Source organism: Vibrio cionasavignyae (assembly GCF_050337155.1).
Classification (GTDB): domain Bacteria; phylum Pseudomonadota; class Gammaproteobacteria; order Enterobacterales; family Vibrionaceae; genus Vibrio; species Vibrio nomapromontoriensis.
The window spans coordinates 1-12,346 of sequence record NZ_JAKJSR010000040.1 but is presented as its reverse complement, the minus strand read 5'-3'; the positions used below and the strand labels follow the sequence as shown (position 1 = coordinate 12,346).

19 protein-coding genes and 1 pseudogene are annotated in these 12,346 nt (G+C 41.7%); 2 read left to right on the top strand and 18 right to left on the bottom strand.

All coding sequences use genetic code 11. From position 1 onward, the window contains the following. Positions 1-26: 26 nt before the first annotated feature. Positions 27-359 (top strand): PBPRA1643 family SWIM/SEC-C metal-binding motif protein, encoded by a 333-nt coding sequence (locus tag L4D74_RS24425; RefSeq protein ID WP_428754989.1) that lies wholly within the window; start codon positions 27-29, stop codon positions 357-359. 122 nt (positions 360-481) lie between these two features. Here L4D74_RS24425 and L4D74_RS24420 read toward each other — a convergent pair whose 3' ends face one another. The 7 genes from L4D74_RS24420 to L4D74_RS24390 all read right to left on the bottom strand — a co-directional run bounded on the left by L4D74_RS24420 (position 482) and on the right by L4D74_RS24390 (position 4,779). Continuing rightward, positions 482-892, bottom strand: coding sequence for a VOC family protein (locus L4D74_RS24420; protein WP_428754988.1), 411 nt, complete (start codon positions 890-892; stop codon positions 482-484). A gap of 46 nt (positions 893-938) precedes the next feature. Then, positions 939-1,523 carry a uracil-DNA glycosylase family protein gene (locus L4D74_RS24415; RefSeq protein WP_428754987.1) on the bottom strand — a complete coding sequence of 195 codons (585 nt, stop codon included), beginning with the start codon at positions 1,521-1,523 and terminating at the stop codon, positions 939-941. A gap of 82 nt (positions 1,524-1,605) precedes the next feature. Next, positions 1,606-2,154 (bottom strand): GNAT family N-acetyltransferase, encoded by a 549-nt coding sequence (locus tag L4D74_RS24410; RefSeq protein WP_428754986.1) that lies wholly within the window; start codon positions 2,152-2,154, stop codon positions 1,606-1,608. Positions 2,155-2,193: 39 nt separating this feature from the next. Next, positions 2,194-2,619 (bottom strand): nuclear transport factor 2 family protein, encoded by a 426-nt coding sequence (locus L4D74_RS24405; protein ID WP_428754985.1) that lies wholly within the window; start codon positions 2,617-2,619, stop codon positions 2,194-2,196. A gap of 63 nt (positions 2,620-2,682) precedes the next feature. Continuing rightward, entirely contained in the window at positions 2,683-3,915 is a 1,233-nt protein-coding gene (locus L4D74_RS24400; protein ID WP_428754984.1) for an MFS transporter, read from the bottom strand. A 127-nt stretch (positions 3,916-4,042) separates the two neighbouring features. After that, positions 4,043-4,381, bottom strand: a complete 339-nt coding sequence (locus L4D74_RS24395) for a hypothetical protein (protein ID WP_428754983.1) — start codon at positions 4,379-4,381, stop codon at positions 4,043-4,045. A 110-nt stretch (positions 4,382-4,491) separates the two neighbouring features. Further along, positions 4,492-4,779 carry a carboxymuconolactone decarboxylase family protein gene (locus tag L4D74_RS24390; protein WP_428754982.1) on the bottom strand — a complete coding sequence of 96 codons (288 nt, stop codon included), beginning with the start codon at positions 4,777-4,779 and terminating at the stop codon, positions 4,492-4,494. 313 nt (positions 4,780-5,092) lie between these two features. Here L4D74_RS24390 and L4D74_RS24385 point away from each other — a divergent pair, with 313 nt between their 5' ends. After that, on the top strand, positions 5,093-5,275 hold the full coding sequence (locus L4D74_RS24385; protein WP_428755005.1) for a hypothetical protein: 183 nt from the start codon (positions 5,093-5,095) through the stop codon (positions 5,273-5,275). Between the two features lie 120 nt (positions 5,276-5,395). On the opposite strand, the gene L4D74_RS24380 is transcribed toward L4D74_RS24385, so the two are convergent. The 11 genes and pseudogenes from L4D74_RS24380 to L4D74_RS24330 form a co-directional block, all read right to left on the bottom strand. Then, positions 5,396-5,953 (bottom strand): sugar O-acetyltransferase, encoded by a 558-nt coding sequence (locus L4D74_RS24380; RefSeq protein ID WP_428754981.1) that lies wholly within the window; start codon positions 5,951-5,953, stop codon positions 5,396-5,398. 145 nt (positions 5,954-6,098) lie between these two features. Then, positions 6,099-6,449, bottom strand: a complete 351-nt coding sequence (locus tag L4D74_RS24375; RefSeq protein WP_428754980.1) for a hypothetical protein — start codon at positions 6,447-6,449, stop codon at positions 6,099-6,101. A 140-nt stretch (positions 6,450-6,589) separates the two neighbouring features. Then, on the bottom strand, positions 6,590-6,997 hold the full coding sequence (locus tag L4D74_RS24370; protein WP_428754979.1) for a GNAT family N-acetyltransferase: 408 nt from the start codon (positions 6,995-6,997) through the stop codon (positions 6,590-6,592). Positions 6,998-7,156: 159 nt separating this feature from the next. After that, positions 7,157-7,732, bottom strand: coding sequence for an NAD(P)H-dependent oxidoreductase (locus tag L4D74_RS24365; RefSeq protein WP_428754978.1), 576 nt, complete (start codon positions 7,730-7,732; stop codon positions 7,157-7,159). A gap of 47 nt (positions 7,733-7,779) precedes the next feature. Next, the gene (locus L4D74_RS24360) at positions 7,780-8,139 is read right to left on the bottom strand and encodes a MerR family transcriptional regulator (protein ID WP_428754977.1); all 360 of its coding nucleotides are present in this window, start codon (positions 8,137-8,139) and stop codon (positions 7,780-7,782) included. A 63-nt stretch (positions 8,140-8,202) separates the two neighbouring features. Then, a complete protein-coding gene (locus L4D74_RS24355; RefSeq protein ID WP_428754976.1) occupies positions 8,203-8,646 on the bottom strand; it encodes a GNAT family N-acetyltransferase in 444 nt (147 codons plus the stop codon). Continuing rightward, positions 8,643-9,389 (bottom strand): sugar phosphate isomerase/epimerase family protein, encoded by a 747-nt coding sequence (locus L4D74_RS24350; RefSeq protein WP_428754975.1) that lies wholly within the window; start codon positions 9,387-9,389, stop codon positions 8,643-8,645. Before L4D74_RS24350 ends, L4D74_RS24355 begins: the two co-directional genes overlap by 4 nt. Before the next feature lie 308 nt (positions 9,390-9,697). Beyond that, positions 9,698-10,333, bottom strand: coding sequence for a type B chloramphenicol O-acetyltransferase (gene catB / locus L4D74_RS24345; RefSeq protein ID WP_428754974.1), 636 nt, complete (start codon positions 10,331-10,333; stop codon positions 9,698-9,700). Between the two features lie 189 nt (positions 10,334-10,522). Beyond that, positions 10,523-11,128 carry a LysE family translocator gene (locus L4D74_RS24340; protein ID WP_428754973.1) on the bottom strand — a complete coding sequence of 202 codons (606 nt, stop codon included), beginning with the start codon at positions 11,126-11,128 and terminating at the stop codon, positions 10,523-10,525. A 303-nt stretch (positions 11,129-11,431) separates the two neighbouring features. Next, positions 11,432-11,731 (bottom strand): cupin domain-containing protein, encoded by a 300-nt coding sequence (locus L4D74_RS24335; protein ID WP_428754972.1) that lies wholly within the window; start codon positions 11,729-11,731, stop codon positions 11,432-11,434. A gap of 392 nt (positions 11,732-12,123) precedes the next feature. Next, positions 12,124-12,346 (bottom strand): annotated as a pseudogene (locus L4D74_RS24330) (hypothetical protein); the annotation flags it as partial.

The following is a 12,346-nucleotide window of genomic DNA, read 5'->3' as shown; positions in this document are numbered from 1 at the left end:
ACTCCCCATTTGTAAGCGAGTCTCCAATGTCAAAGTTGTTTTTTAAAGGTCGAATAGATACCAGACACAATCATGTTATGTCTGGCTACAACGTAAATCGTGACGTAAAAGCAGGCACTGAGGAAGCACCAATCTCAATCGTGGTGAATACTACAGAGCGTCAAGCGGAAATTGAACTGCAACTTGCAAAAGCAGAGATTGTCGCCAACATCACCCTTGATGCAGCTGCTGAAGAAAACATCGTTGAGCTTGAAACATTGCTTAATAAACCAAAAACCACCACGTTTGAGAAAACACCGAACCGTAATGACCCGTGTTTGTGCGGCAGCGGGAAAAAATATAAGAAGTGTTGTGCGTAACAACTGACCATTCGTATCATGGGCACAGCCCATGATTTACCTTTCGCTTAAACACCTCTTAGATCTCTGGCTATTTAAGCGAAAGCATCAAAACGCTATTACCGATAAAGGGTTACCGGTCTTTATTGCTGCCCAGTAAGTTGCAATAAATCCCATTTATTGCCATAAAGGTCCTCAAAAACGACAACCACACCGTACTCTTCTTCACGCGGTTCTTCATTAAAAACAACACCGTTTCGTTTCATCAACTCATAATCTCGCCAAAAGTCATTCGTTTGTAAAAATAAAAACACACGACCGCCACTTTGATTCCCTATAGCCTGACGCTGAGACTCACCCCTCGCTTGTGCAAGTAGCAAATTTGTACCGTTGGAGTTAGGAGGTGAAATTTGTACCCAACGCTTTCCATCCCCTAAATCCGTATCTTCAACTAACGTAAATTGTAATTTTTGGGTATAAAACTCAATTGCATCGTCATAGCTTTCCACCACCAATGCCACATTACCAATACTTTGTTTAATAGACGATGTCATTTTTCGATCCTAGATTAAAAATACCTGTTGCTAATTCACCCATAAACTAAGTAAAGGCCAGCACTTCAGCCACCCTCTCTTGAAGGCAAGGTAGGACCCGTTCTTGAAACCATGGGTTACGCTTCAACCATCGATTATTCCTTGGACTTGGATGAGGCAATGGCAGTACATCTGGCCAATAGTCTTGCCAGTTGCTAACGACTTCCGTCAAATTCTTGCGCTGCTGAGGGAGGTGATACGCCATCGCATATTGGCCAATCACCAGAGTCAATTCAACATTAGATAATGACGCCAACACTGACTCGCGCCACGTTGCAGCGCAAACGGGTTTGGGCGGTAAATCCCCCGTTTTCCCTGTCCCAGGGTAGCAAAACCCCATGGGGACAATGGCAAAGTAATCAGGATTGTAAAAGGTCTGTTTCGAAACGCCTAACCACTCCCTTAATCGCTCGCCGCTCGGGTCATTAAATGGAATTCCAGATTCATGCACGCGTTTCCCTGGCGCTTGGCCCGCTATAAGTATGCGAGACTTACCGCTCATTTGAATAATAGGGTTTGGGCCTAACGGCAACGAGTCAGCGCAAATCGTACATTGCTGAATATTCTTAATCAGTATTTCGTTTGAACTCATGATATCTCTCCAGCCTATAAGCAACAATATTATCACGCTACAATGGCGGAAAACATGATGGCAGAAAACCTGGATTCAAGGTCTATTTAGTACCTGCCCATACTGCTCGGCTTAACCCATACACGGCATGATCAATAACTCGACCGTTTAAATTTTCACTACGAGTTATTGTTCCTTCATGATTGAAACCAAGACGCTCGGCTACGCGTCGACTGGCATGGTTGTCTACAGCTGCCGAAATCTCTACTTTTTCCATACCAAGCTCTACAAAGGCTACGTTGATCAGCTTGGCAACTGATTTTGTGACAATACCCTTACCTTGATAGTCAGCACTGATCCAATAACCAATTTCGACCTTTTGTAAGCTAGGGTTGATAGTATTGAAGCTAATATTACCGACTACACGATCTTGCCAAACCATCGCGCAGGTCATGGACTTCCCGTCGGCGTAATCGTGCAATGCACGCTGAATAAAGCCTAAAAAGAACGCCTCATCATGACCAAGCATTGGCCACGCTAACCATTGAGATAAATACTCACGCTCTCGCGCGACAATATCCAAATACGATTGAGCAAACTTAGGTTGAACCAACGCAAGTACCAACCCTTTCTCAACGTCCATTGCAAACATATTTTCTCCTATAAAAAACCTTGCACTTACTAAATGCGACTACTTTGCTGAATGAGGATACGCGTGACCATCAGATTGCGCCGTTGAGGCCGTCGAAGCATGACGGTGCACCCACACCCACCTGCTGGTCTTTTTAAGCATAATGCTCCATCGAATTGGTACCGAAAACTCCAGCTCACCTTTGCTGAGATGAAGCGTTAAACATTGCGCGACAACAGCATGATCGTTGGATATCACCACATCAGACCAACCCCACTCAAACTGAGTCGCGCTCGCTTCAAAGAAATTTCTTAAAAAAAGATCTTTAACCTCATTTTGCCCACAGCAAAGTTCATCATTGCCTGTTCCAATTACGGATACGCTATTTGTCGAATCAAACACCTGCATCAAGGCATGAATGTCTTTCGCACAATACGCGTGTGCATACTGATCTAGCGTCGCCACAATTTGTTCATAGTCGTTCATCACGTTCTCCTTGGTTAGAGAAAGTGTAGACGATGTCATTTATAGACCAAGACCGCCGCAACTTTAGGCTGTCGAAGTGTTTACTGCTCGTTTCTTTAGTCCCATCACATAAAAACCTACCACGGCTAGCAGTGCCACTAGAATCACCCCATACCAAGTCACATCATAACCAAACTCATCTATAGAATAGCCGACCAAAATAAAGCTTGGCATCAACAACACACTGCGTAGCGTCATTAATACGCCTTGAATGCGCCCTCGATGGCTGACAGGGGAATGATTAGCTAAATACACGCCTTCCTTTGTCAATAGCAACACTTCACCAGCCGATAGAAAAAACCAAGCGATAAAAATGATTGGGATAGCAGATGTTGCCATAATTAGCGCATAGCCAAATGCGAACATAATCCCTGCATAGACCAAACTCATTGTTTCTGTTTTTGTCGACGTAAGCGTTATTAACCACGGCGTCAAAATGACGACTAGCACACAAGCCAGTGTCATTAATTGTCCAAATAAAACTGGCCCATCAGAACCGTAGAGGTCACTCAAATAAAGTGGGCTCGTCATCGTCATTTGATTTAACGCAAACCACAGCAACCCACATAAAAAAGTAAACACAATCAAGCGCGGACGATCTTTTAGTACCGCCCAAACGCTCCCTTGTACAGGTTTTTCAAGATCACTATCGCCAGTTTCATGCCCAGCTTGAGGCAACTTAACCAGCACTGCTACAACAGTTATACCGAGAAAAGTCGCAATACCGTTACCCCAATAAATCCAATGCGTGTGTGTCCAGAAAAGATACCCCGCAATTATCGGTCCAACGGCGGAGCCTAAATTATAAGTCAAATAACTCAGTGATATGACGGCGTCTCTATTGGTGGGGGAAGAGAGATCCGCTACTAGTGCATTACTCGCAGGGAGAGCGATACCAATACAAAAATACGCCATAAACAGCAACGCGGGAACCAAGGTCGCAGACTCAGGATAAAAACCACATACCATGAGAAATAACGACCCAACGCATTCACCGGCAACCATTACCCGCTTGTGACCGAAATGATCAGAGAGTTTTCCACCAACAAATCCACCAGCCAAAAAAGCTGCGGTCACCAGCATTGCCAAGGAGCCAGCGACGGTTGCGCTGTAACCCAGTTTCTCAGTAAGCAGCAGTACCAAAAATGGGATAATAAAATTTCCCATCCCCAAGACCATTCTCGCGAGTGCAACATAATATATAGACTGAGGTAACCCTGAGTACATTAATATGGATTTTTTTAATTTGAGAAACATAACACCCTAACCGTCCCTAGCATATTAACTGCTCCTTACACACAGTACCCATCGATTCTAGCAAATCAAATTATTACTTTTTCATCAGGTTTATTGTGGCACTGGATACACTATTAACGCGAAAATTTTAATATAAAACACAAAATAGCAATGGAAATACACCAGCAATAAAGAACTTTGTGCTTAACGTCGAACGCTCTAATTTAGTGACAACGTAGGACTTAGGCTCTGTATTTTCAATTAGACTGCTAGCTGCAGCCCCAGCTACATTGCCGGGGTTACTGTAACCTACATTATGACCAGAGAAAGAAAACAATGCGCCAAGCCCAAACAAAACCAACATAGCATAAAACGCATAATCACTAGCATAATTAAGCTTGATTAAACCCGTTATAAGCTGACACAAGGCGACAAATGTTAATGAAGCAACATTCGATAACACTATAAAAGCGAGAACTTTGAACATATTGACCCCTACTAGATTTGTTAGGCTGCCTCTGTACACACTTGTCTATTCTTTAACATGCAAAGTTGTCACCAAATATCTAACGCCACCAACTTTTTCAAGGTGAAAAATTAGGCAAATTTATCAAGATCAATCTGGTATTTCTGCAATACTTCTTGCATTTGTAGCTTCTTCTGCCCCGCAGAAACAGCCATGACTTTTGCGGTCACATCTGATATTTCACCTTTGGTTATTCCTGCTTTTTTAGCTTCAAGTAAATAGTAACGAGTACAACGCAAGCAGTTCATCGCCATTGCAGCAGATAAGCCTACCAATAGCTCTGTCTTGGTATCTAAATGATCATTATTATGAGTAGAACGATAGAATTCCCCATAAGCGTCTTGGTGCTTTCCTAGCATATAGTCTCCCTATTCAATCCTGAAAATCAGGATTGCTAATTAATATCATACTGAATAATGAAGTTAATAAAAAAATAAAATTAGGCGTTCCACCCTATCACCTCTTAACTTCTTTCACTTTCGCGCTAACTTGAGCTAACTCGCACTTTTGGACATAACGACACTTTCCAAGACAATGATATGCGGTCTCGACCACTTTGACTTTTTTAGATACCTTACATTTGGTTAAACTTATGTTTCACATTTAACAGATGCGCAACCAACACAAACCCTCTACTGTTAATAGTACGTTAATGACACAGAGTGGAAAATGATGAAGGTACTTATTCAATATACTCAGCCGGGTAAATATAAAGATCAGGCATGGGAAGCGTTAACACTGAGAACAAAAGGAAAAATCCAAGCGGTGACACCATCATACGCCGCGCAATTAATTGAACAGAACAAAGCCAGTCTCGTCATTTCTGAAGACGAACAAATCATCGTTCACGTCTAGCATTCAATAAAAAGAGCTCACCGATTAGAGCTCTTTCTTGCGTATCTGTCACGCCGTAACAGCAATCAGCCTGCCGTTGTAGAGTTAGCATTATTCAAACGCGCATCTATAACCACCCGCTCATTCCGGCGAAGTGTTGAGCGCTTTGATTAATCTTGCTGGCGTTCCACCAAACAAAGAGTCTGGAGCGACATCTTTGGTGACTACTGAACCAGCCGCAACCACTGAGCGGGCACCAATGGTGACACCTTGGCAAATAACAACATTTCCACCAATCCAAACATCATCTTCGACAGTAATTGGGAGGCATTGCACTTCCCACTTTCTACGATGACGATAATCAAGAGAATGCGTCGGCGTGTAAAACTGGGTGTTTGGGCCAATAAGAACATTATTACCAATACTAATAGGCGCGTTGTCCAACATTGTCACGCCCATATTTATGTACGTATCTTTTCCGATTGAAATAGTTTTGCCGTATTCACAGGAAAATGGTGGGCAAACAACACTATTCTCACCAAGTTGCTTTAATAACTGATTGACGTATGGCCTCGCCGCCTCAAACTGCCGTTGATTGATATTTTGTAGTAGGTCAAATGCTTGTTTTCTGAGGATGTCAAACTCTGGACTATATGCGTCATACTCAATACCAAGGCACATTTTTTCAAATTCATTCATATTATTACTACCGCATCTGCTATCGACACTTCAATATAGCGAATTTGTATCTACACACCTTGAGGTAGCTCACTTACCACCACGAATTAACATCAGACTGACACTTGCTTAAGCAACCCGACGTGTAGGCGGATTGTTTTCAACATCAAAACACCATGGCATGATCCACCAAGAATCGGCCATCTTGATACACTAATACAATCTCTGCGACATACTCTCCCTCGACCTTCGAGCAATACTGTTTCCAAACAATTGCCGCTGAGTCCGGTCGCTTAAAGACGGCAACCAACTCCCGATTTTCCCACGTTCCCTTCTCTGCCTGATACTTTTCACATACCATTTTTAAATGTTGCTCGGTGACAATCGCTTTCGCTCTTGCGGTAAAATCTTGAACATGTTTCGCATGGTCGATCTCTGTCGACGCTTGCATCAAATTATCCATAATAGGAGTCGCAACAGCCAATATTTCTTGTTCTTGCATTTCCATGAAGTTCATATGGACACCTTCTTAACTGGAGTTAGATTAAAACCAGCTATACGAAATAAAGCGTGCTGTTTGCCATTTCACTTCACTAGTTATTCTTGTTGGTTACATTACCGCTTTCTCTGTATTTAAAAAAGAAGGATACTCGATAACTAATGCTCGCTTCCTGCGTATACCCACATAGGCTCTGTTTTCCCTGCTCTTTCAAAACCTAACGCGGTATAGAAGTCGACCGCCTCTCCATCCGCTGTCAACATTTGTTGATGGAAATCTTTGTACTTACTTTGCATCAACTCCATCATCCTTCTTCCTACCCCTAAGCCTTGAAAGCTTGGAGAAACAAGCATATGAGGATAATAGACAACTAAATAGCCATCAGAGATGGCATTACCGATGCCAATAAGTTGCTCACCAAAACGCGCAGTCACTAACGTGTCTGAATTTAATAAAGCCGGCATCAACCGCTCTGGTACATCTGCGGATGACCAGCCATTGGCACGATATAGTTCAACAACTTCTGCTTCATTTATGTGTTTACTAATTTGTACTAAAACATCCATATTCCCTTTAGCGTTCCCTTTTCTAACCAACTATACAGACAGATTTTTCATCTTATATGGAACGTATCAGGTATAACTAGCTAAGTTTATTCTTTGCGAAGCACTGCTCGCTTTTTCTTTTTGGCGTTGTTTCTGTGCTTCTCATTCAAATGGGCTCACTTATTTTAGTTTATTCGCTGACTTAGCCACCTTATTAAACCAAGCTCTTTTACTATTGCTAGTAGAGTGAATCACTGGACCAAGGTAAATTGAAGAAATGTTTTTAATTCCAGAGAAATCCAAAATTGAATGTTTAAGGTGTTTGTAAATTACGTTGCCCTTAACGTATTTGTACCAAATTGGAGGACTATCAAGAGTAATAATGAGTTCAGAAGTACGCCCACCTAATAGTTTCTTTGGCATTGACTGACCTTCGACGTATTGGAATGCAAAACCTGGCAAAAATGCTCGATCAATCGCGCCTTTCAATTTTGCTGGTACCGTTCCCCACCAAACAGGACTAACGATCACAATATGCTCCGCCCACTTGATCTTGCTCTGAAACTCCACCAAATCTGGCTCTAAAGCAACGACACGATCATAACCATCTCTTAAATTCAGGTCAAAGTTCAAATCTCCAATATCGATTTGCTTCACTTCATGCCGAACTGCTACTGCCGCCACATACTCTTCTGCCAGAGACTTACACAAACTCGCGCGTTTTGGATTGGCGTTAATGACTAGAACATTTTTCATACACTTCCCTATAGAAATTAATTAGAAAGTGCAGTGTAAACTCTAACCTAAAGGTCAGAGTCAAGCCCTTGTAGACATCTATTGATGGACATTCGATAATTTTCAATACGCTGTTTTTTAATTTTCAATTCTGTGATTTCTTTCTCTACCATATCCTGCTTTTTAATTAAGAAATCACTGACTGACTGCCAATCAAAGTCCTCTTGTTCAGTTTTCAACGCTACCAAGTCAGAAAGTAACAGGCCGAGAGATTGAGCCTCTTTAATTATCTTAATCAGACTTATGTTCTGTCGACTATACACTCGATACTTCCCAGCTCTTGAAACACTCAATAACCCGAGAGACTCGTAGAGTCTAATTGCTCTTTGAGTGGCGCCTGATAGCCTAGATGCTTCGCTAATAAACACTGCAATGTCCTTATAATAATATTTATATCAACCGCGTTAGTTAGATATTCACCTGCGCGCAACTTAACGGGTTAGCAATGAGCTCTTATACTGCATGTGCACAAAATGCTTATCTGATTGTGTGACTTGAAAGCCATGACGATCATATAGCCTATGAGCTCGATTACCTTTTAGATAGCGCAGTGATACTGTTTTACCGGCAGCTTTAGCAAGGCAACGTTTCAAAATGGTGCTACCAATCCCGCATCCTTGGACGTGTGGCAATAGAAAGAAGCGTCCAAAGTAGTAACCATCCTCATCAGGCATAAATAAATAGCTCCCGACCTTTTGGTCATTACACAAGACAATGACTGGTTTAGCCTCATTCCACTCTTGTTCGTGGAATCTCCGCTGTGTTTTTTCATTCCACCCAAACACTCGACAAACAGCGTCGTACTCTGCCGCTTTCTTTAAGGCATATAAAAACTCAAAGTCTTCGTCAGATGCCAACTGTTCCTTGTATTTCATGCACTACCGATTAACTGTTCTGAAAGGGAATTGACGTGTTGCCAGCTTTGCTTAAAATCTGCCGCAAAGTTTATTGTGGGTTCAAATTCCACCACTAACCACCGTAACTTCTTTAGTTTATCAAGATGACTAAACAACTCAGGTAGACAAACGTCTCCACGACCCAGGGCGACAGATTTATTCTTGCTAAAATCTCTTAGGTGAAGGTGTGACGCTCTATCACCATGCACTTTAAGAAAACCAATAACATCAATTTTAGCTAAGTGAAGCCACCCCACATCCACACATAAATCGATCTGTTCAACGTTCAGCTCACGCTCTAGTACTGAAAATAACCAATTCGCGTCACCACTCTTTAATAAAAACTCAAAGTCGTGATTATGATAGTGAATTTTGATACCTTCTTGTGCATAGAACTCGGAAGCACTATTCAGCAGGTCACACGTTGCTTTATAGTTCTCAATACTTCTATCATGCCAGCCTATCGGCCCGGACACACACAAATCACGACAATTATGACGATGTAAATAATCTAGTATTTCCCCATGACGATACAGCCGCTCAGGTGCAATATGCAACGCAGAGCAATGTAGTCCTAACTCTTGCAGCGGTGTTGCAGCTTCTAATAGGAAAGGCATCTCGACCCCGTGAAACCCTGTTTCAGAGAGAAATTTCAAAATCTTGTTAAGATCTCGTCTCAACACGGCTTCATGAACACCAAATAGTTGTGCGGATAAATACATTCCCACTCCCATTACGTATAGACTTGGCGATCATGGTGAACAGCTAGCGACCATATTAGATTCGGCTACAACCACCGCCTGAGTAAAAGGTGATATTCCAACAGCTACCTTTGGATATGTAACTCAGTTTTTATGAAAAGCACGAGGAGGTTCGCGATTTATTAACTAAATCAATTACATCGGTAGACCGTATTACTATTAGTTCCAGAACAGCAAAATCATAGATGGCCTATCTCGGTCATCTATGACATTCACCAGAACGCTCAGCACTGTCGAAATACGTCATATTTCGCATGACGATTAATACACTACTGTGAGCGTACCAACGCTTTCCAATAATCATAGAGACCATCAATATTAGAAGAACACATTAAACTCATTGCCCCCTTAATTTGCTCGTCATTCCACTCCCACCACTTCATCTCTAACAACTGTGATATCTCAGTTTCGGTGAACCTATAACGTATATGCTTTGCTGGATTTGAACCGACTATTGAATATGGTGCAACATCTTTCGTCACGACGGCACGACTTGCTATAATTGCCCCGTCTCCAACAGTGACACCACTCATAATCATGGCTTCAGTCCCTATCCAAACATCATTGCCAATAACCGTATCACCGGAGCGCTCAAATCCATCTTTGGCATCGGCGAAGAGTTCATTGTCTTGATAAAAAAACGGAAACGTACTCACCCAGTTATTTTGATGTCCTTGATTTCCAGCCATCATAAACACTGCACCAGAACCAATTGAGCAGTAACTACCAATAATTAACTTATCAACATCAGACCTATCTGGAAGCAAATAACGAGCACAGTCGTCGAAGCTATGATTATGATAATAACCAGAATAGTAACTATGCTCACCCACGATAATATTCGGATTCGTCACTTGTTCTTTAAGAGACTTACCTATAAAAGGACTTTCAAAATAATTATTCAACTACATTTCTCTCGACAACTTGTTACGCTTTACCAAGTGACACTGACGACCAATTCAGCCAAGCGCCAACAACTTCAACTTTAGACCACTACCACAAGCATATAACTTGCAACCATGAAATTTAACTTTTTAATCACCGCCACATATATAGTGTTGTTACTTGCGGATCAGTCACTACACTGACATATATTAACTCTTAACTATCAGAGCAGTACCACACGAAGCCAAAATACTACCGGAAAGTCTATGTAGCCACCGTTTTGATTGTTTTCCCTCAAGCAGCTTACCAGCCTTAGACGCCATTATTGCATAGCTACATAGAACGCCTCCAACAGATAGCGTCGATATCGAAATAATTAGAAAAGCATCAAGTACATCAATAGATTTTAAATCGATAAATGCCGGGAAGAACCCCATATAAAACAAGATTGCTTTTGGGTTAGAAAGCGTCATTAATAAACCAACTAGAATGCTTGAGCCACTGTTAGAAGTTGCTTTAACATCCGAGCTACTGGTGTCCGACCATGTTACGTATGCGAGCCAAAAAAGGTATATAGCACCGACATATTTCAGTACTATCGCAAATTCGCCAAGCAAGCTAGACACAACAGATAACCCCGTAAGCGCAAGAAAAATAAACACATAATCTGCTAACAGCACACCAAGAACAACCAAAAACCCTTGCTTCCAACCGTATGATGCTGAACGAGAGGCCACTGCGAATACACTGGGTCCTGGTATTGCCGCAGATAAAATCATTGCAATAAATAAAGTAATCATTGCTGTTATAGTCATCAGTCCCTCCATAGACCTAATCAACTTAAATGGTGAGTGGTACCCTGCCAAACTTGGTTTGACCACGGTAAACGCACGAACCAACACCCTAACTTACTTGACTAACAGCTACCCTAAACCATTAAAAAAAATAGTAGTAGTGGCCAGTATAAGAAAGACCGTTATGATACTCAATTCTATGCTAAGAAACGATCTTGTGGGGCGGGAATGGCGCCAATAATCAACTATTGACGCCTTAATATCTTGTTATGCGGAATTGAACTCAGTAGCTTACCTAACAGTCTAAGCCATAAACCATATGTACTAACCGTTAACTACATTCAGCTCTTCTGTGTGGTGCCAAAGGAAGCCTTTTAATTCCTTTCCATTTTTTGGTTCCATCCAGTGTTTTGTCTGCGGTGGAATCGTAACAACATCTCCAGGGCCAACTGAAACTACATTATCCCCTGAGTATATAGTGCCTTCCCCTTCCATAACAACGAACGACTCATGTTCTTTATGTTGATGTTCATTGCCGTCATTTTCAAATGTTAGAATTTCAATTTTTGGCTTTTCATTGAGGCTGAATAACACATCTTTGAATCCGAATGATGTTTTTTTCATGTCACGTCTCCTTAGCTTGATATCAATTCAAGTGGAGCCTAACACTTGCAAAAAATGAAGTATATTTGTTACCTACAGACACCTTAAGATGCTTACACTCGCTTACAATGGATGTGAATTTAGGAAATTCACATAACGCCAACTTAGGTGCAGCTAACCGTCACTCTTAAGTGATTTTTTAGCTATATTCTGCATAATACTCTTCAATTTCATTCACTAAATTGGTTAACTCTTTTAACCCTTGGCGCTCATCAGGAGGAAGATGGATGTATATGTAGGATTTGGTGGTACATTCCTACTCCAAAGCCGACCAATCACTTTATAAACAGAAGCAAAACGCATAGTAAAAATGCCACGCGTTGGTTGTCGGCTTAAAGCACTTGTTATATTTTTCAGTGCGACATAGTACCTGAAAAGCGATTCTTACCTTTCCAGTACGAACATTGCGGACAATGTCCACCTTCGGGATAATCGATACCTTCCTCGTGAGGGCAGCCAATAATATCCTCGACCATACTTACCGTTTGTGCGCCGTTGTCATCAATAAATATCAGTACTTCTTTTAAAATCAGCTCATCTTTACGAATATCTGTCGCCTTGAACCATTTTTTCATT

Bases quoted from the DNA above. Each gene is read 5' to 3' on its own strand.
- L4D74_RS24415 (WP_428754987.1), bottom strand. From the start codon at position 1,523: ATGAGTTCAAACGAAATACTGATTAAGAATATTCAGCAATGTACGATT.
- L4D74_RS24410 (WP_428754986.1), bottom strand. From the start codon at position 2,154: ATGTTTGCAATGGACGTTGAGAAAGGGTTGGTACTTGCGTTGGTTCAA.
- L4D74_RS24405 (WP_428754985.1), bottom strand. From the start codon at position 2,619: ATGAACGACTATGAACAAATTGTGGCGACGCTAGATCAGTATGCACAC.
- L4D74_RS24365 (WP_428754978.1), bottom strand. From the start codon at position 7,732: ATGAAAAATGTTCTAGTCATTAACGCCAATCCAAAACGCGCGAGTTTG.
- L4D74_RS24335 (WP_428754972.1), bottom strand. From the start codon at position 11,731: ATGAAAAAAACATCATTCGGATTCAAAGATGTGTTATTCAGCCTCAAT.
- L4D74_RS24375 (WP_428754980.1), bottom strand. From the start codon at position 6,449: ATGAACTTCATGGAAATGCAAGAACAAGAAATATTGGCTGTTGCGACT.
- L4D74_RS24385 (WP_428755005.1), top strand. From the start codon at position 5,093: ATGAAGGTACTTATTCAATATACTCAGCCGGGTAAATATAAAGATCAG.
- L4D74_RS24355 (WP_428754976.1), bottom strand. From the start codon at position 8,646: ATGAAATACAAGGAACAGTTGGCATCTGACGAAGACTTTGAGTTTTTA.
- L4D74_RS24400 (WP_428754984.1), bottom strand. From the start codon at position 3,915: ATGTTTCTCAAATTAAAAAAATCCATATTAATGTACTCAGGGTTACCT.
- L4D74_RS24425 (WP_428754989.1), top strand. From the start codon at position 27: ATGTCAAAGTTGTTTTTTAAAGGTCGAATAGATACCAGACACAATCAT.
- L4D74_RS24340 (WP_428754973.1), bottom strand. From the start codon at position 11,128: ATGACTATAACAGCAATGATTACTTTATTTATTGCAATGATTTTATCT.
- L4D74_RS24350 (WP_428754975.1), bottom strand. From the start codon at position 9,389: ATGTATTTATCCGCACAACTATTTGGTGTTCATGAAGCCGTGTTGAGA.
- L4D74_RS24390 (WP_428754982.1), bottom strand. From the start codon at position 4,779: ATGCTAGGAAAGCACCAAGACGCTTATGGGGAATTCTATCGTTCTACT.
- L4D74_RS24395 (WP_428754983.1), bottom strand. From the start codon at position 4,381: ATGTTCAAAGTTCTCGCTTTTATAGTGTTATCGAATGTTGCTTCATTA.
- L4D74_RS24380 (WP_428754981.1), bottom strand. From the start codon at position 5,953: ATGAATGAATTTGAAAAAATGTGCCTTGGTATTGAGTATGACGCATAT.
- L4D74_RS24420 (WP_428754988.1), bottom strand. From the start codon at position 892: ATGACATCGTCTATTAAACAAAGTATTGGTAATGTGGCATTGGTGGTG.
- L4D74_RS24370 (WP_428754979.1), bottom strand. From the start codon at position 6,997: ATGGATGTTTTAGTACAAATTAGTAAACACATAAATGAAGCAGAAGTT.